The organism is Emticicia soli (genome assembly GCF_037860775.1).
GTDB lineage: Bacteria > Bacteroidota > Bacteroidia > Cytophagales > Spirosomataceae > Emticicia > Emticicia soli.
In genome coordinates, this window is record NZ_JBBEWC010000003.1 from 235,686 (window position 1) to 254,706 (window position 19,021).

At 38.4% G+C, this 19,021-nt stretch carries 14 protein-coding genes; 9 read left to right on the forward strand and 5 right to left on the reverse strand.

The window, feature by feature from the left end:
• The first annotated feature begins 14 nt into the window (after positions 1 to 14).
• Both WAE64_RS04515 and WAE64_RS04520 read left to right on the forward strand, forming a co-directional pair.
• Positions 15 to 3,116, forward strand: coding sequence for a SusC/RagA family TonB-linked outer membrane protein (locus WAE64_RS04515; RefSeq protein ID WP_340235288.1), 3,102 nt, complete (start codon positions 15 to 17; stop codon positions 3,114 to 3,116).
• Between the two features lie 73 nt (positions 3,117 to 3,189).
• The gene (locus WAE64_RS04520; RefSeq protein WP_379976965.1) at positions 3,190 to 4,701 is read left to right on the forward strand and encodes a RagB/SusD family nutrient uptake outer membrane protein; all 1,512 of its coding nucleotides are present in this window, start codon (positions 3,190 to 3,192) and stop codon (positions 4,699 to 4,701) included.
• A gap of 92 nt (positions 4,702 to 4,793) precedes the next feature.
• Here the strand turns inward: WAE64_RS04520 and WAE64_RS04525 are convergent, their stop codons facing one another.
• Both WAE64_RS04525 and WAE64_RS04530 read right to left on the reverse strand, forming a co-directional pair.
• Positions 4,794 to 5,849: a serine hydrolase domain-containing protein gene (locus tag WAE64_RS04525; protein WP_340235036.1), complete on the reverse strand. Its 1,056-nt coding sequence runs from the start codon at positions 5,847 to 5,849 to the stop codon at positions 4,794 to 4,796.
• A gap of 195 nt (positions 5,850 to 6,044) precedes the next feature.
• Positions 6,045 to 6,701, reverse strand: a complete 657-nt coding sequence (locus WAE64_RS04530) for a class I SAM-dependent methyltransferase (RefSeq protein ID WP_340235037.1) — start codon at positions 6,699 to 6,701, stop codon at positions 6,045 to 6,047.
• Between the two features lie 176 nt (positions 6,702 to 6,877).
• Between WAE64_RS04530 and WAE64_RS04535 the strand changes: the two genes are divergently transcribed.
• Positions 6,878 to 7,324 (forward strand): GNAT family N-acetyltransferase, encoded by a 447-nt coding sequence (locus tag WAE64_RS04535; protein WP_340235038.1) that lies wholly within the window; start codon positions 6,878 to 6,880, stop codon positions 7,322 to 7,324.
• Positions 7,325 to 7,381: 57 nt separating this feature from the next.
• Here WAE64_RS04535 and WAE64_RS04540 read toward each other — a convergent pair whose 3' ends face one another.
• Positions 7,382 to 10,126, reverse strand: coding sequence for an Ig-like domain-containing protein (locus WAE64_RS04540; RefSeq protein WP_340235039.1), 2,745 nt, complete (start codon positions 10,124 to 10,126; stop codon positions 7,382 to 7,384).
• A 206-nt stretch (positions 10,127 to 10,332) separates the two neighbouring features.
• On the opposite strand from WAE64_RS04540, the gene WAE64_RS04545 reads away from it, so the two are divergent.
• Genes WAE64_RS04545 through WAE64_RS04555 form a run of 3 tightly spaced genes read left to right on the forward strand, consistent with a single transcriptional unit; the run spans position 10,333 to position 12,336 of the window.
• Entirely contained in the window at positions 10,333 to 10,851 is a 519-nt protein-coding gene (locus WAE64_RS04545; protein ID WP_340235040.1) for a 3'-5' exoribonuclease domain-containing protein, read from the forward strand.
• A gap of 32 nt (positions 10,852 to 10,883) precedes the next feature.
• Entirely contained in the window at positions 10,884 to 11,759 is an 876-nt protein-coding gene (locus WAE64_RS04550; protein ID WP_340235041.1) for a WGR domain-containing protein, read from the forward strand.
• Positions 11,760 to 11,769: 10 nt separating this feature from the next.
• Positions 11,770 to 12,336: a DUF1572 domain-containing protein gene (locus tag WAE64_RS04555; protein ID WP_340235042.1), complete on the forward strand. Its 567-nt coding sequence runs from the start codon at positions 11,770 to 11,772 to the stop codon at positions 12,334 to 12,336.
• Positions 12,337 to 12,364: 28 nt separating this feature from the next.
• Here the strand turns inward: WAE64_RS04555 and WAE64_RS04560 are convergent, their stop codons facing one another.
• A complete protein-coding gene (locus WAE64_RS04560; protein ID WP_340235043.1) occupies positions 12,365 to 14,773 on the reverse strand; it encodes an ABC transporter permease in 2,409 nt (802 codons plus the stop codon).
• A gap of 375 nt (positions 14,774 to 15,148) precedes the next feature.
• Between WAE64_RS04560 and WAE64_RS04565 the strand changes: the two genes are divergently transcribed.
• Positions 15,149 to 15,712: a DUF4136 domain-containing protein gene (locus tag WAE64_RS04565; protein ID WP_340235044.1), complete on the forward strand. Its 564-nt coding sequence runs from the start codon at positions 15,149 to 15,151 to the stop codon at positions 15,710 to 15,712.
• 192 nt (positions 15,713 to 15,904) lie between these two features.
• Positions 15,905 to 16,801, forward strand: coding sequence for a UbiA prenyltransferase family protein (locus WAE64_RS04570; protein WP_340235045.1), 897 nt, complete (start codon positions 15,905 to 15,907; stop codon positions 16,799 to 16,801).
• A gap of 21 nt (positions 16,802 to 16,822) precedes the next feature.
• On the opposite strand, the gene WAE64_RS04575 is transcribed toward WAE64_RS04570, so the two are convergent.
• Positions 16,823 to 17,221 (reverse strand): GNAT family N-acetyltransferase, encoded by a 399-nt coding sequence (locus WAE64_RS04575; RefSeq protein ID WP_340235046.1) that lies wholly within the window; start codon positions 17,219 to 17,221, stop codon positions 16,823 to 16,825.
• 483 nt (positions 17,222 to 17,704) lie between these two features.
• On the opposite strand from WAE64_RS04575, the gene WAE64_RS04580 reads away from it, so the two are divergent.
• Entirely contained in the window at positions 17,705 to 18,949 is a 1,245-nt protein-coding gene (locus WAE64_RS04580) for a c-type cytochrome (RefSeq protein WP_340235047.1), read from the forward strand.
• The last annotated feature ends 72 nt before the right edge of the window (positions 18,950 to 19,021 follow it).

Consider the following 19,021-nt stretch of genomic DNA (forward strand, 5'->3'; position numbering starts at 1 on the left):
AGTACCTATTGAGTATGCTCCTGCTTTTTGCAAGTTTGAGCATAATCTACGCGCAAGAGCGACAAGTCAAAGGCAAGGTGACTGATGCCAGTGATAACTCTGGTATGCCCGGAGTAACCGTTGGTGTGAAAGGAACAACAAAAGGTGTAATTACAGATGGCGATGGTGCGTTTACAATTAGTGTAGCTAGTGGCGCTACGCTTGTATTCTCTTACATTGGTTATGAAACACAAGAAGTGGTAGTTGGTAATCAAACAGAAATCAATGCAGCGTTAACAGCTTCTTCAACAACTTTGAACGAAACCGTTGTAATTGGTTATGGTACGTTGAAAAAATCTGACTTAACCGGTGCCGTTGGTAGTGTAAGAGAAGCACAGTTGAAAGAACGCCCTACGGCTTCTCTTAACCAGGCTTTATCGGGCAGAATGGCCGGTGTACAGGTTAATACTAACTCTGGTCGTCCGGGTGGTAGAGCAAATATCCGTATTCGTGGCTTTAGCTCAATCAACTCTTCAAACAACCCATTATATGTGGTTGATGGTGTAATGCTTCCACAAGGAAATCAGGCACAATTCAGCTCGGCTATTGACTACATCAGCCCAGATGATATCGTATCGGTAGAGGTATTGAAAGATGCATCTTCTACTGCTATCTATGGTGCCAGAGGTGCCAATGGTGTAATCTTGGTTACAACCAAAAAGGGAAAAGCAGGCCAAAGCACGGTAACTTATAGCACCGACCTAAGCGTGAACACAATTGGCCCGAACAGACCACGTGTATTGAATGCGAAGGAATATCTTGCTACTGAAGACCTTGCATGGGCTAACATGGAAAAATTTGACCCAGTAGGTTGGGCAGCAGGCAGATGGGCATACCTTAATCCTAAATTGCGTCGTACAGACCCAAGAATTTTTGATGCACAAGGTAACCCGTTATATGATACAGACTGGTTTAAAGAAACTACGCAAAACAAACTTTCGCAAAACCATCAGTTAGGTATTAGCGGAGGTAACGAGCGTACACAATATTCACTTTCGTTAGGTTACCGTGATGACCAAGGTTTAATCAAAACTTCATATCTGCAACGTTATTCAGCTCGTTTCACGGTTGATGATCAGGTTAAATCATGGTTGAAAATTGGTGGTACTTTGGCTTACAACAACCAAACAGAAAGACTTGTTGATATTAATGATGCAGTAGCAAGACAAATTGTAGAGGATTTCCCGTTTTTGCCTGTAAAATATGCTGATGGTACTTATGCCAACAACAGAGATTATCCGTTTGCTGAAGGTACAATGAGCTCAGTGCACCGCTTGATGGGTCGTAAGTATATTCTGAACACACAAACTACCACAGGTAGCTTGTACTCAAATATTACCTTTGCTAAAGGTCTTGAAATGCGTACGGTACTTGGTATCAACGTAATGACTCAAGAACAAAACGAGTCAAGCACAAGAACATTGGAGATTGGTGCACAAGGTACAGCATCAGCACGTAACAGAAAAGAGGGTTTCTGGTCATTAGAAAACTATTTGACTTATACCAAGCAGTTCAACGAAAATCACTCATTGACAGCTTTAGCGGGTCTTTCGTGGCAAGAAACAAACTTCTTTAGAATTGCTGCACTTGTACGTGGTTTCGCAACCGACTACTTTGGTTTTAATAACTTAGGTGCAGGTAGTACAAATCCACAAGTTGAGTCTGATGCCTCAAGAAATGCATTTAACTCATACTTTGGTCGTATCAACTATGCTTTCCGTAACAAGTACTTGTTCACTGTTACAGGACGTGCCGATGGTTCATCGAAATTCGGTGAAAACCACAAATTTGCATTCTTCCCATCTGCTGCCGTAGCATGGAAAGTATCAGATGAAGAGTTTATGAAAACTAACTCTGTAATCTCTAACTTGAAATTACGTGCCAGCTTTGGTTTAACAGGTAACTCTGAAATTCCTGCATACTCTTCGTTGTCTCTTTTGAGCTCTACTTATGCTACTGTTTTCAACGATGTAAGAGTATCAGGTACAGGTATTACTCGTTTGGCTAACCCTGATTTGAAATGGGAAAAAACTGCACAAAGTGATGTAGGTGTTGAAATTGGTTTGTTTAAAGGTAGAATCTCGATCGAAGCAGATTACTATTACAGAAAAACAACTGACATGTTATTGGATGCACCAGTACCGCGTACAAGTGGTTATGCAACTATCAGAAGAAACGTAGGTTCAATGCAAAACCAAGGTATTGAATTAGGTATCAATACTGTAAACATTGAAAGAGCTGGTTTCCAATGGACAAGTAACTTTAACATTTCGATGAACCGTAACAAGGTTCTTTCGTTGGCAACGCCATCTGATATTTTCGGGGTGGGTGGTCCTAACTTTACAAACCAAACGAACATTATTCGTATAGGTGAGCCAGTTGGTTCATTCTGGGGTTTAACTCGTTTGGGTGTATGGAGCGAAGCAGAAAGAGAAGAAGCTGCAAAATACACTAGCTACAGAAACGGTTTGACTATGTTACCGGGTGATATTAAATACCTTGACGTAAATGGTGATAAAGCAATTACTGATGCTGACCGCTCTATTATTGGTAATGGTAGCCCATTGGCTTGGGGTGCTTTCACCAACTCATTCCGTTATAACAACTTCGATTTAACATTGGAATTGCAATATTCTTACGGAAACGATGTAATGATGATGAACCTTCATGCTAGTGAAGACCGCCAGGCACTTGCCAACAGCTACACATCTGTATTAAATGCCTGGACACCAACTAACCAGAATACACCTATTGCACAAATACGTGACACAAGAGCAGGATACGTTACAAACGTTGACTCACATTGGATTAAAGATGGTTCTTTCCTACGTGGTAGAAACCTATTGTTAGGTTATAACTTCCCAAGTAGCGTAACCAGCAAACTAAAACTTAGCCGTTTGAGAGTATATGCTTCTGCTCAGAACTTCTTCTTGTTAGTAACAGATAAGATTATTGGCGACCCAGAAGTTACTCCAACCAACCAAGGTGATGGTAGCAGTGCATTCTCACAAGGTATGATGTGGCACAACTATCCGAAACCAACAACTTATATGGCAGGTTTACAGATTGCATTTTAATTAATTTAAAGAACTTTCGATTATGAAATTGAATATAACAAAAACATTTAGTAAAATATTCGTCTTCGGAGCAATGTTCTTTGGCTCTGTAGGCTGCTCCGATTTCCTTAAGGAGAATGCTCCTTCGAACTTAACACCGACTAGTTTCTATACCATACCTGACCACGCTGAAGCGGCTATTGCAGCTGTTTACGCTGATATGCGTTTCATGGGTGAAGGTGCCGGAATCTTTTCATCGAACTGGCAATTGTTAGAAGCCATTACTGGTACTTCTACTACTGAAACCGCTCAGAACTCAGACCTTAACAACTTGTATGGTCTGGTATATGACGGTAATACGCAACACGTAGTTAACTACTGGAACGGTTTGTACAAAATAGTAGCACAAGCCAACCAAGTACTTGAGAAAGTTCCGCCTATTACGCCTATGGATGCTGCTCAGAAAAACAAAATTTTGGGTGAAGCAAAATTCCTTCGTGCATGGGCATACTTTTATATCGTAAGACTTTGGGGCGATGCGCCATTGGTTACTAAACCGCAAACAGCTTCTTCAGAAGATTTCAGACCTGCACGTGCTTCGCAAGAAGATATCTACAAACTAATTGTAGAAGACCTAACTGCGGCTGAAGGTGCTGGCTTACCTTGGATGAACTCAAACGGACGTGTTTCTCAGGCGGCTGTAAAATCATTGTTGTCGAAAGTTTATTTGACAATGGCTGGTTTCCCGCTGAACAAAGGTGCTGCACATTATAAACTTGCAGCAGATAAAGCATTTGAAGTAATTACTTATGCAAATGCTAACCCTGCAAGCATCAATCTTTTTCCTACTTACTACGATGTACACAAGGAAAGCTTGAAAAATGTTGTTGAGCATATCTTCATGATTCAGTACAACACATTGGTAGCATCAAACCCTATGGATAACATGTATCCTAACTTTAAACCGGTTACATACAATGGTCCATCAGGTACAGGTAGTACAGTACCTACTATTCAGTTCTACAACTCGTATGAAAAAGGCGACCTTCGTGCGAAAGACCAAGAGGGATATTTCTATACAAGCTACTATACCAATGGTAGTGGTGCTCCGTTTGAGTTAGGTGCTCCTTATATCTTCAAGCACTTCAACATGACTGCAAACGGAAGCCCGGGTGTAGCAGGTACACGTCTCAACAATCTGAACGTACCTTTGATTCGTTATGCTGAAGTATTGTTGATTTATGCAGAAGCACAAAACGAAGTTGGTGGCCCTACACAAGCGGCTTACGATGCTTTCAAGAGAATCAGAGACAGAGCGAAGTTAACTACGCCTGAATTAGGTTCTTATTCGCAAGCTTCTTTCAGAGAGGCTGTATGGAAAGAGCGTTGGCATGAACTATGCTACGAAGGTATCACTTGGTTTGACATGGTACGTTTGAGAAAAGTTTACAACGAACAAACTAACGGTTTCGATAACTTTGTAGGACACGTAAACCTAAGTTCGAATAGAACATTGGCTGAGAAACACTTATTGTTGCCACTTGGAAGACAAGAGATGTTGAACAATCCGAACCTTAAACCACAGAATCCGGGTTATCCGAACTAATAGTGATTTACAGGTTTAAATAATATAAACAGCTTATGGCAGTGCCATAAGCTGTTTATGTTTTGAGGGTATTTCTGAATTCCAAAGGTTGATTAATTGTTCTTTTGTTCTACAATATTCCTTATTTTTTCTCTGATTTGCAGACTTATCTGATTACTAATCTGAGGGTCAGTTTTAGTGAATATAATACCTGCCAGATTATTCTTACTGTCTTGCCAAGGATGCGTTCCGAAAAGCCCCGGGCTGCTCGATTCCAGCACTTTACCACTGTTATCTACTACATCAAGCCAGTTACCTATGCCATACCTGATGTTGGTATTTTTGTAGGCTGAATATGGATTTGTCAGATAAGGCGTGCCTTCAATTCGGGCATTATTGGTTTGGTCTTTAAGCATTTCGGCAATGGCGTTTTCGCTCAATACCCGGTTAGAACCATACATACCTTTGTTGACTATCATTTCGAGAAAATGCAGGTAGTCGCCGGCAGATGTAAAGCCACCTCCGGCTATAATCGGATTTCGGATTGGAAGATAGGCAACAGACATATTGCAGGGTGTTGCAATTTTCTCGTTAAAAAGCGCCTGCCATGATTTGCCCGATACAATTTCGGCTATTCTTCCTGCAATATGCATGCCTATGCTGCCGTAGTTAAACACTGTGCCGGGCGTATGCAGCATAGCTGTACGAACAGCCAGTGAATCGACAGCCTCAGCAAGTGAGAGAGTTGGCCTGTATTCGTAACCTTGCGGAGAATCACCCGGAAAGCCTGATGTGTGTGAAAACAATTGCCTGATAGTGATATTCCCTTTGTGGTGCTGAGTAAAAATAGGGAGGTATTTACCAACACTATCATTGAGTGAAAGTTTACCCTCATCAACCAGCGACATAATAACTGCACCCGAGAGCCATTTGCTTGCAGAGGCAATGGGACGGGCGTCGTTAGCGGTAAGCTGGTGCTGTTTTTGGTAAATCATTTTTCCGTTTTGAGATACAAGCACAATTACCTGATTGGCATACACGGAAGCGTTTTGTTCTATAAAGGCATCAACCGCTGAGAAATCGTAAGTGTCTGCAGAGGGCTCATTAGTCTGGCAAGAGAAAAAAGTAATAATTACAAACAACAGGGTTGCGGTAATCAGCTGTTTCATAATATTAAGGATGATTTAGTTTTGTACAAGAGTGATAGCGACAAGAACACTCATTTTAGACTATTAATGATACCTTAAGTTTAATGATTACACCAGATTTATATATTTTTTTATGGGGGGGTATGAAGGAGAATTTATTTAAAGAGCACTTTTTAAGATGCTCTTTAAATAAAGAATATACAGATATGGATTCTTCTACGCCCTCTCGGCACAAACAATTAGAGAAGCAACTTTTACGGTTTCTCCATTTATCTCTTGGTCGGGTTCTTGTTCTTCTGAAATCTGGATTATTTTAAAGCCATTCTCCGAAAGTAGCGTGAGTAATTCGGCTTTATTATACATTGTGAAACCATATTGAGTAAATGGATATTGCTCCATAATTTCTTTAGGCCGTATAGCTATAAAGAATTGCCCATCGGGCTTTAAAACCCGTTTTATTTCATCTAAAACCAAAATAGGATTATCCCAGAAATAAAGCGTATTTACTGTTAGAGCTTTATTAAAAGTAGGTAGTTCGAAAGGCAACTGGTCGGCAGGAGCCAGAAAGAATTTAGCCTGACTATTATCAATCAATTCTTTATTATAAGTAATTGCAGCTTTTACCATTTCTTCCGAAAAATCACAACCGATATAATGAATGGCAGGTGCCAGAGCCAGAATATCTTTTACAAAGAAACCATTGCCCATTCCTATTTCAAGAATCACATCGTTGGCTTGTGCATTGAGCATGTTTATGGCTAAAAGGTTCATCTCCTGATTCCCCTTATTCATTCTGTCGCCTACTTCTGTGGCATGTTCTCCATGAGGTTGTCTAAGCTGGCGGGCTATTTCTTTCAGTGCTTCTTCGTGCATGTTTTGTTGTGTGTTTTTGGGTAGCTAATATACGAAAAATAAATAAAAACGAAAAAGTACGCTTATTTTGCCATCCTTGTTATGGTCTTGATATATCACATTTGGCAAATTAATAAAAGCATAATAGATTTGCCCTACACTTAATCACCCCTTTTAGCAACCAAACAAGTAGTATTTTGACAGTAAGAATTACAACATTACAATCAAATGATTTACCTGCCTTGCGAGAGTTATATTTGAATGTTCGACAGGCAACTTTTGCATGGTTTGATACCAGTCATTATCAACTAGCTGATTTCGATACCGATACAATAGATGAATTTATATTGGTAGCTTATGTTGGCAATAAACTAGCAGGCTTTGTTTCGGCCTATATGCCCGATAACTTTATACATCACCTATATGTTGATGCCATTTATCAAAAACAAGGTGTTGGAACGGCGCTTTTGAACGCAATACTCGAAAAACTGAAATTTCCGGTAAGACTTAAATGCCTTGAGAACAATACAAGTGCAGTAGCTTTTTATGAAAAGCATGGTTTCAGGTATGTAGAAAAAGGTGTATCGATGGAGGGAATTTATATATTGTTTAAGTATGAAGAGATTCTGGTCTCTCAGCACTAACCAAGGACTGAGTATTTTTCGGGGCTTTGATTTTACCTCAAAGCCCCGATATAAATTTTATTGACAGTTTTGTATTCGGGCAGTAAATGTTTCGTTAGTGCCAGCCTGGAATCCTGGAGAAAGGGTAATGGATTTTCCGGCAGAATAGCTGGTAGGATTACCTACATTAGCAGCACTTGTGATGGTCTGAGAACTTGCGTATGTTCCGGCACTCTGGTTGATTTTGCCAAAAGCAAGGTTTATATTAATTGTAGCAATAACCGATGCTCTGGTAGATGTACAGGTTCCGACGGTACAGCCTGCGTAATAAGTAGTTGAAGCCGAAAGGCTTGGGGTTGTAAAACTCCCACCGACACCCAAAGAACTCCCACCTGATGATGCCGAATACCAATTGATTGTACCACCACTACAGCCGGTAGCAGTTAAGACCACCGTACCCGTTCCACATCTGCTTTTATCAGTAAGTGTAGGTGCTGCCGGATTTGTACCAATAATAGCTTTTACAGCAGTTCTGGCCGATGTGCAAGAACCTACTGTACAAGCAGTATAATAGGTAGTTGTTGCCGAGAGACTCGGGGTTGTAAAACTACCACCTGTAGCTATCGTAGTTCCTCCTGTTGAAGCTGCATACCAGTTAATAGTGCCTCCAGAGCAACCCGTTGCAGTTAAAACTAAAGTGCCTGCTCCACATCTGTTTTTGTCGCTTACTGTTGGTATGGCAGGGAGAGCAGTAATACTGGCAATAACACTTGTTCTGGTAGTTGATGTGCAAGACCCAACAGTACAAGCAACATAATAAGTAGTATTACCAGAAATACTAGGTGTGGTAAAACTTGTACCTGTGCCTACAGAAGTACCTCCGGTAGAAGCAGTATACCAGTTAATTGTTCCGCCTATACAGCCACCTGCATTTAGGATTACTGTACCAGTTCCACATCTACTTGCTGGAGTGGTTGTTGGTGCAGTAGGAGCCGTAGTAACGGTAGCAACTACACTAGTTCTGGAGGCTGAGGCGCAAGAGCCAACAGTACAACCTACATAGTAGGTGGCATTTTCTGAAATGGTTGGTGTAATAAAACTTGTACCTGTGCCTAATGAACTGCCCCCTGTAGCACCACCATACCAGTGAATTGTTCCTCCGGCACAACCGGCGGCACTAAGTGTTACTGTACCTGTACCACATCTGCTTCTTGAAGTAGTTGTTGGTGCAACAGGTGTAGAAGTAATAGTAGCTGTAACTGAAATTCTGCTCGATGAACAAACCCGAACAGTACAATCAACATAGTAAGTAGCATTTGAAGTGAGTGTGGGTGTAGTGAAACTCGTGCCTGTATTTATGATAGTAGTACCTGCCGATGATGCATACCAATTTAGTGTACCTCCTGTACAACCTGATGCATTTAACGTTACGGTTCCAGTGCCACATCTGCTGTTTGCTGTTGTGGTAGGAGGGGTAAGAGTTGTTTGACCTAAACAACCTGCTGCAGCAACCTCGGCTCTCATTTTATCGCCGGGTTTAGGGCCAAATCCATAGGCAAAGTTCATTCCAAAGTTGAGATGACAATAACTCATAACTGTACCAGTATTAGAAGGAATACTAGGTGGGTTACACGAACCCTCATAATAACCATAAGAAGGGCCACAATTATCAATTGCTCCGCCCGGCCATGTGCAGGAGTGCGTATGAGGTAAACCAAAATTATGCCCTAACTCATGCGCTATCACATTCACATTCCACGAATAAGTAGGTATATTTACAACACTCGTCCATAAACTACCACTTACGCCATAAGCTGCACTTTTTGAGCAGTCTTTAAATACGGCTCGTGTGGTCATTCCACCGTAAACCGATGGCGAATTGATATAATAATAGGCTATTCCTCCACCTAAACCTCTTGTACTTATCAAGTGTGCAATATCACCATCGGTGAAAGAATAATCATCAAATATATATAGTGCTTGCTGGCTATTATTAGCTCCTCTGTAACGGTCTGCTGTTGTCCAGATGGATAATTTTGATAAAACAATACTTACACCTTCGTTCATGTAAAGTTTTGCTACGTTGTTAAATATTGCCGTAACATAATTAAGCACATTTGTTGTATTACTACCTAAATCCAGATAGGTCTGGTAGTCTGCCTCCATATATATACGAATTATTCTACAACCATTCTCAGCATTATTTATCGGGTTATTACCAGAATTATCAGGTAATACTTTATCAATCTGTTTTACCGTGTTCTCTTCTACACCAATTGGCTCATGTGTTTCTATAGGTGTATCAATCGGTATATCGTTGGTTTCGTATACAATATGTAAATCGGTATTCTGGCCTTTTATTTTTCCTAAAGTAAACTTATAATTATCGGCCTCAATTATACCTTCAATCCCATTATCTGTCACAGTAAGTGCAACAAACGATTTTTCGGCACCTACTACTTTACCCCAATAGAAAGTTGGTAAAGTAAATGGTATGTCACCATCTTGTGTTTTTAGTTTAAAATCAGCAGACGTGATATTAGCCGGGCTTAATTCTAATTCTAAATTGCCTCTGTTTTGTGTAGGAATATTTATTTGATAAGCATTTTTTTTATTTAGCAGCACACTATGGATAGGCTTGTTGATTGCCAGCAGCCGGGCACTTGCTAAATTATCGACAAACTGTTTGGTTTCGCTGCTTAGTGCGTTAACATTTGTAAGGGCAGGGCTTGTGAATAAATCTGTGAGTTTTTCTTGAGCAAGCAAAGAGTTGTTTTTCAGGCATAGTATTAACAATAACAGCAATGGTAGTGTTTTTTTCATGATGCAACTAAGGTTAGTAAATTAAGCTTTAAATATATACACAAAAAAAGCTACTATTTCAAGAGAGGGCTAAATTTTATTTTTCGATGCATTTTTAGAGTAAATTCTATGAGGATAATAGAAAACATTTAATTTTACACACTGATGATAATGTTGTGATAAGAGGGTTCTTCTTTGGGTGTTATTAATAAAAGAGCGATAAACCTATGGCATATATAATGGTTGATATAGAGAGCGATGGCCCGATTCCGGGCGATTACTCTATGATTTCATTTGGGGCTGTTCTGGTTAATGAGCAGCTTGATAAAACTTTTTATGGTAAATTAAAACCTATATCAGATAAATTCATTCCAGAGGCTTTGGCTGTTTCGGGTTATACACGAGAAGAAACTTTAGCTTTTGAAGAGCCGGCACAGGTAATTACAGATTTTGCGCAATGGATAAAGGATACCTGTAAAGACAGACCGATATTTATCAGCGATAATAACGGTTTCGACTGGATGTTTATCTGTTGGTATTTTCATCATTTTACAGGTGCAAATCCTTTTGGTTTTAGTTCGCAGAATTTAGGGAGTTTATACAAGGGTATCGAGCGAGATACTTTCAAGACCTTTAAGCATCTGCGACAAACGGCTCATACGCATAATCCGGTAGATGATGCCCGAGGTAATGCCGAAGCATTGTTAACCATGAAAAAAGAATTTGGGTTGAAGATTAAGTTTTGAGTTCTCTATTTAATTAATAACATCGACTAAAAATGACTAAATACTTTACTTTTCAAGATAGTGTCTCTCATAAATTCTGGCAAATAGAAATAATAGGTAATAAACAAATCATAAGTTTTGGCAGAGTTGGGTCTTTGGGAACAATTAAAGAGAAACTATTCGAATCAATTGAATTATGTATTTCTGATAGTATTAAATTAATTAAAGAAAAACAAAAAAAGGGCTATTTAGAATCTCAGACTTCACTGAAAGTGGGAGATATTAGCGACCCTAATCTAAAAATCGGACAATACCTTAAAGCACAATATAATAGCTACAAGGCTAAATTTTTAGGATTGAAAAATGTACACTCTGCCTTTAGTGATTTATATGAATCTCTAGAGAAATTTGATATAGGTGCTTATAAGGCTAAAGTAGCTCATGAAATAGAAGTGCATTTAAAAGATTGGTGGATTAATCCAGAAAAAGGAATTAATCCTAACGAAGTAGTTTATTCAATACTTTTTGAATATAATTATTTCCGTCAAAAAGATGTTCAAGCTGATGCTTATGGAATAGTGGCTTGGGAGAATTTTAAGTTGCACACGAAAAGTTTTTATATAGATGATTACGACTTTGCAGAAGGCTTTTATGCAATGCCGGGCATTACTTTAAATTTTTTCGATGAATTAGAAAAGCTTAGTTGGCAGCATAATCCAGATAGTACGCTAAGTGAAGAAATTGGTTTTGAGGAAATACAGAAAGTATATGTTTTCTATGGCTTTGTTATATTGAACGAAGTGTTCTATGAATTAGGACAAAAAGGAATTTTTAAAACTATTAATGCTAAAAAAGGATTTATGTTTATGATTGGAGAGCATGATATGGGAGACATATTTCCAATTTACACATTAGCAGCGAATACATAAAAAATACTTCATGACCGATTACCTCAGCAGTATCCGCAAACAATTTGAATACTACAAAATGCTTGGTGAAAAAACTTTTGCTCAAGTATCAGACGAACAATTGTTCTGGCTGTATAACGAAGAAAGTAATAGCATTGCCATGATTGTAAAACACTTGTGGGGCAATATGCTTTCTCGCTGGACAGATTTCTTGACAAGTGATGGTGAGAAAGAATGGCGCAAGCGAGATGAAGAATTTGAAAACGATATAAAAACCAGAGAAGAGTTACTCAATAAATGGAATGAGGGTTGGAATTGCCTTTTTAAAGCCTTAGATGGATTGACGGACGAAGATTTGAGCAAAGAAATTTATATCCGTAATCAAGGGCATTCGGTTATTGAGGCTATTAATCGACAATTGGCACATTATCCATATCATATCGGACAGATTGTGTTTATCGGCAAAATGCTTTGTGATAACAGTTGGGATTCTCTTTCTATACCTAGAGGTAATTCTAAAACCTATAATGAAGATAAGTTTGCCAAACCTAAGCAAAAACAACATTTTACTGATGAGATGCTAAAGCCTGAAAACTAGACTTTAGCATCTTATTATTAGAGACTTTTTACTCTATTTTTAATGATTTTACAGGGTTCATCAGCGCTGATTTGATGCTATGGAAACTAATGGTCAGTATCGCAATCAAAACCGCCGTTAGGCCCGCCACAACAAATACCCACCATTGAATAGCTATTCTATAAGCAAAGCTCTGTAGCCACCAATCAATAGCATACCACGCAAGGGGAGCGGCGATTAGCATTGCCCAAAAAACAGGTTTCAGAAAATCTTTCGAAAGTAATATAACAATACTGCTTACGGTAGCCCCTAATACTTTACGGACACCAATTTCTTTAGTACGGTTGCGAGCCGTAAACATAGCTAAGCCTAATAAACCTAAACAGGCAATATAAATTGCTAAGCCGGCAAACCAGTTAAAGAGTTTGGCTAATCGTTCGTCTGATTCGTATTGCTGTTGAAAGTAAGCATCAAGGAAAAAATATTCAAAGGCATTGTTGGGGAAAGCATTTTTATAGATTTCCTCAATCATAAATAGCGTGTTCTTTATATCCTTGTTTTGCAAGCTAAGTGTCATAAAATTACTGTTCCATGGGATATGATAAAATACAACAGGTTGTGTACTGCTTTTGAGCGATTCCTGATGAAAATCTTTTACTACACCTACAATCTTTTTGGGTAAAACATCGCCTATTTCCTTATTCAAAGCACTCTCCGGCGTTAAGAAACCAAAAGCCCGCATAGCTGTTTCGTTAATCACTATCGCATTATCGTCTAAAATCATTTCTTTAGTGAAGTTTCTTCCGGCAAGCAATTTTATCTGATAGGCAGGAATAAAATCTTCGTCAATAGCCACTACATGGCAAAGCGTAAACTTATCGGCATCTTGGTGCAATCGCTGAAATTCTGCTGTCCAGAAAATTTCTTTGCCCGGCACAGCTGATGAAGCCGTTACGCTTTTCACACCTGTGTTAGCCAATATTCTATCTTTAAAAAAGGCTATGTCATTGGTGAAACTTCCTGTTCTTAGTACTCTAGGCGTATTGATAATCAGTTTTTGTTCGATACTCATGCCTAAATCCTGCTTTTGCATAAAATTTATCTGCTGATTGATAACAATCGTTGAAATAATGAGTATGATAGAAGCTGAAAACTGAAAAATAACTAGACCCTTACGAAGCGATTTGCCTGATGCATTTGTAGATAAACGCCCTTTTAGAACGGCTATTGGTTTAAACGACGACAACACAAATGCCGGATAAAAACCTGACAGAATAAAACCTATGCATGATACGCCTAGAATAGTTAAATAAAATACAGGTTGAGTAAGAATGGTAAAATCGGCTTGCGTAATAAATTTGGTAGCAATCAGAAACAAACCTGTACCTATGGCTAATGCCAGAAAATTAAAAATAAAGGATTCGAATAAAAATTGCCCAATCAATTGCCCTTTGCCAGAGCCCAATGCTTTTCTGACTCCCACTTCTTTGGCTCTTTCCATGCCCATTACGGTTGAGAGATTTATATAATTGAGCAAGCCTATCACAAGAATCAGTATGGCAACCACTATCAGTACATAAATTATCTCAATATTGCCTCCGGGCTCTATCTCTGAATTACTTAATGGATTCAGATGAATATCGGTAATTGCTTGTAAGGCCATGGTTTGAGATATATTGTATCTTTGCCAGATGCGAGCAAGCGGCTTTTCGATTACGCTAGGTAGGAGATCTTCTACTGATTTTGCTTTAGCTTCGGGCTTTAGCAATAAATAAGTATAGAAATTTGCCCAATACCAGCCACCATTGGCAAACTGTTCGTTTTTAAGCAGGTTTTGTATAGAGAAAATAAAATCGAAGTGAAAGTGGCTATTGGCAGGTACATCAGCAAATACGCCACTTACCAGATAATTACCGCCTTGCCACTCTGATTGAAGCTGAAGTATTTTGCCGATGGGATTTTCGTTACCAAAATATTTTCTGGCCATAGATGCCGACACAACTACCGACTCGGGACTTTTCAGTACTTGGTCAGCAGCGCCTTTTATTAAAGGAAATGAAAATATATTAAAGAAAGATGCATCGGCATAAAAGCCGTTTTTTTCTTGAAAACTTACTACCTCACCATTAGGTTTTCTATGGCTTAGCATACCGTCGGCACGGTGTACACGCACAAAGTCTTCTACATCGGGTATTGATTCTTTAATAGCAACACCTTGTGCATAATAGCCTAAAGCGCTGCTGTTTGTCAGTACTTTATTTTTATAATCATTTAATTGGATGCGATAAATTCTATCAGCATGCTGGTGAAATTTATCAAAGCTGAGTTCGTCGAACACATATCGGTTAATGAGCATAAAAGCAGCCATGCTTAATGAAAGTCCGATAATCATGATTAGAGAAATAGACTTATGTTTAAGTAAGGTTCTCCAAACGATAGTTAGATAGATTTTTAACATAATAGGGGTTTTTAGAATAGAAACAAATTTAAAACTAAAATTTTAGTTTTAAAACGAATTTATTAGTTTTTATTTGTTTGAGCCTAAACGAATCAGAAACTACTTACTAAGCGAAAGGTACTGGCTGTAAATTTTGAATTACCTATGAAAGATGCTTATAATCAATTTATCAGTGATTTAATTGAAAGTAATTTAGTTAAGATTTAGACTACTTTTCTTCCTAATAGATGGCTATCCATCGTCTTTTATAGCTTATTATTTTAACACTATTTAACACATCAAGCCGCTGATTTTGTAAACGGAATTAGCCGCAATATCGTTAATATTGTGTGGTCAGAATTATAAGGTAAGACTAGATTTAAAGCATAAAATAAGATGAAAGGACTATTAAAAAAAGCCTTGCTTATCGGGATGATTGGGCTAGGCATTTCAGGCGCAAAAGCACAGGTAAGTACACATAAAGACCCAACTGCTAATTTCAGCGATTATCGTACATTTGCATGGGTTCGGCCTGATATTCAGGTAAGAAATCCGCAATATAATAATGACCTGATTACGAGGAATATTCAGGCAAATGTTGATGGAATTTTATTGAAAAAAGGTATGAGCATCAACACAAAGCAACCTGATTTGTTGTTGAGATTCCATACCGACACAGAAAAACAAACAACACGAGGTAGTTTCGGACCGACATATCCGATGATTGGCTATGCACGTATTGGTAGAATGCTGGTACCCTATAACATGGGTTATTGGGGTGGAGGCTATAACGCACCTTACACATATACCGAAGGTACTTTGGTGATTGATGCCATCGATGCTAAAACCAATAAACTGGTTTGGCAGGGAAGTATATCATCTGCACTGAATGTACGTAAAATTGATAGACAGATTGAGAAAGGTGTAAATAAAATCATGAAACGCTATCCGACTTCATAATAAGTTTTGCAAAGCGTATATCATGAACAAGAGGGAATGTGCCAAAGGGTATATTCCCTCTTGTTGTTATTCAGTAAGTCAAATAAATTAACAACAATAAAAGAAATTGAGCACACACTTAAAAAAAGGACACATTGTGATAGAAAACTTATTGCGAAGCCATACATTAGCATAAGAATTAAAATAGGGTAGATGTTTAAATCAATTACAAAGGCATTTTTCTTTGGCAACTATTTTTATGGTGTGTGTGCTGTGGCACTTTCCATAGAGGCGGCTTTACAACAGCAATATCCGCTCAATAATACCTATTATTATATACTCGTTTTTACACTCACAGTTTGGTTTTATACGTTAGCCTATCAAACAGACCCATCTTTAGTAGCATCTAAAAACCCACGAACTAATTGGTATATTCAGAATAAAAGCTTTGTAAGCTATAGCCAATTCATAAATTTAGCCATAAGTGCTATCATAAGTGCCTATATTGCCTATACGTATTTCTCAGAATTAATACATATTCATATCAAGCAATTGTTGCCTTTGTTGCTTACACCTTTGGCGGCGGTGCTTTATTATGGTATTAGTTTTTTACCTAGGTATAATCTAAGAAAAGTAGGTTGGCTCAAGCCTTTTGTGATAGGCTTCACCTGGGCCGGGCTTATTACAATAGTTCCTGTTGTTTTTTATAATATCACACACCAGAGCGAGCACGGAATTAGCCCGATAGGGTGGTGGTTGCTACTGAAAAACTTTATGTTTGTGTCGGTCTTGTGTATTATGTTTGATATTAAAGATTACGCTACCGACTCTAACCATAACCTGAAGACCTTTGTCGTAAAGAAGGGGCTCAGGTTTACCATATTCAGCATTATTCTTCCATTAAGCATAGCAGGGCTTATCAGCTTTCTGATTTTTGGTACACTCAATCAATTTTCACGGGCAAGGCTCATCTTCAACGTATTCCCGTTTATAGCCATGATAAGCGTAGCCTATGCTTTACAGACAAGAAGAAGTATATTTTTCTACCTTATTATTATAGATGGTCTAATGTTTTTTAAGGCTGCGTGCGGTATTATTGCGTCTTTGTAAAAAACTATGCCAAGCGGTAAATCACTCTTCTCTGAAAATGATAAAGCCATTATCAACCTTTTGCATACCTATTTTCGGATAATATTCCATAGCCGTAGGAACCGATAGTAACAATACCATTGATTGTTCTCCGGCCTTTTCTTTAGTAATCTTCACTAATTCTTTCCCTATTCCTGATGCCTGACAATCTTTTCTGACAGCCAAATCGGCTAAGTAACAACACCATACCCAATCAGTAATAGACCGAGAAACGCCTATCAGTTTTTCGTTTTTCCAAGCAGAAACTATCAGATTAGCATTTGCATACATTTTGCCAATTCTTCCACTATCGTGTGTAGGGCGAGGTAACCCGGCATTTTCATATAGTTCAATTATTTGCTCAGCAGTAGGTATAATGTCGGTTTTGTAGATGATAGCCATATTATTTTTTTCTTAAAATTACACTGAAATTCTGTGCGTTTATATATTTCGGTAAATATACAAAATGTTAATATTGAGATAGTTAAAGTTAATTCAGAACAAAAATAAAAGCTTTAAGACAAAACAGCAGCAGCCATAATCATAGAAAATTAATCTAAAAGTTTGTAATACAGAGGGCTTGGGCGTATATTTGCACTTGCAATAAACCCTTACCTAAACGAAAAAAAATTAACAACATTAGATGAATATACGTTTCAAGGGCGTATATAATCTTGCAAAAATACCATTCTAGTCATATCACCAAAGGTGTATCACAGAATGGTATTTTTTGTTAAATGACTCATAGTCAATGAGTTACATATTTATTTAAAATAATTCTAAATTACACTAAAAAATAAAAAAAGTTAAAAGACCTATTTGATTGAAAACAAACGTGGCGTAGTTTTGCAGTCAGAAAATTAGGTTATACTACTTACATATAATATGATTCGTAATTTTTATAAATCACTTTTAGCACTTGCTGTTGTTGTTACAATTTCTTTCAGCAACGCATTTGCACAAGATTCTACAGCTACCGCAGCACCTGCTGGGGGAGGCGACGCAGCAAAAGGAGAGAAACTATTCAAGGACAATTGTGCGCAATGTCATGCTGCTACTAGCGAACAAATAGTAGGTCCTGGTTTAGCAGGTATCGAGTCTCGTAAGGATATCGCCTGGCTTAAGAAATGGATTAACAATCCGATGGGTGTTATTGCAAGTGGTGATAAATACGCCAACGAACTCTTTAACAAGTTCAATAAAACCCAGATGACTGCCTTTCCTAACTTCACAGAAGACGATGTGAAAGCAATCGTATCTTATGTGAATCAGGTAAATGCGGCCCCTGCAGCTCCATCTGGTGAAGGTACTGCTGTTGCTACTACTGCAACTGCTGGTGATACCGGAAGCGGCAAGTTTGTTAATGTTATCTTGGTTACATTATTAGTGATTATGGGTCTGGTTTTAGTAGCCTTACTCGGAATCATACAATTATTAAACAAGCTGACAGACAAAGCAGAGGGTACGCCTGCAAAAGGTGTTTCTTTTGGCCAAAGATTCCAGAATGGTCTGAAAGATGTAGTTGCTAACAAAACTGTTCGCACGGCTATAATCTGGGTATTTGTTCTTTTGGCTACCAAAGCTACTTTCGACGGTCTTTATGGCATAGGTGTTCATCAAGGATACGCTCCTAAACAACCTATTTCGTTCTCTCATAAATTGCACGCAGGCGAAATGAAAATCAATTGTGCGTATTGCCACACAGGTGTGTACAAAGGAAAACAATCTGGTATTCCTTCGGCAAACATCTGTATGAACTGCCACAACACTATCAAACGTGAGTCGCCTGAAATTCAGAAGATTTATACAGCAATCGAAACAAACAAGCCAATTGAGTGGGTACGTGTACACAACCTGCCTGACCTGGCTTACTTCAACCACGCACAACACACAAATGTTGGTGGATTGGATTGTAAAAATTGCCACGGCGATATCGACAAAATGGAAGTTGTACAACAACGCGCTACTTTAACAATGGGCTGGTGTGTTGACTGTCACCGTAAAACTGACGTAAACGGTAAAGATAACGCTTACTACGACAAGTTAATGGAAGCACACAACGCAGTGAGCAAAGGCTCAATGAAAGTTGAAGACATTGGTGGATTAGAGTGTGCAAGATGCCACTATTAATCTTGAATAATACAATAGTTTTAGAATTATAATAATCAAAGAACTTAAGTCCCTTTAAAAAAGGATTTAATA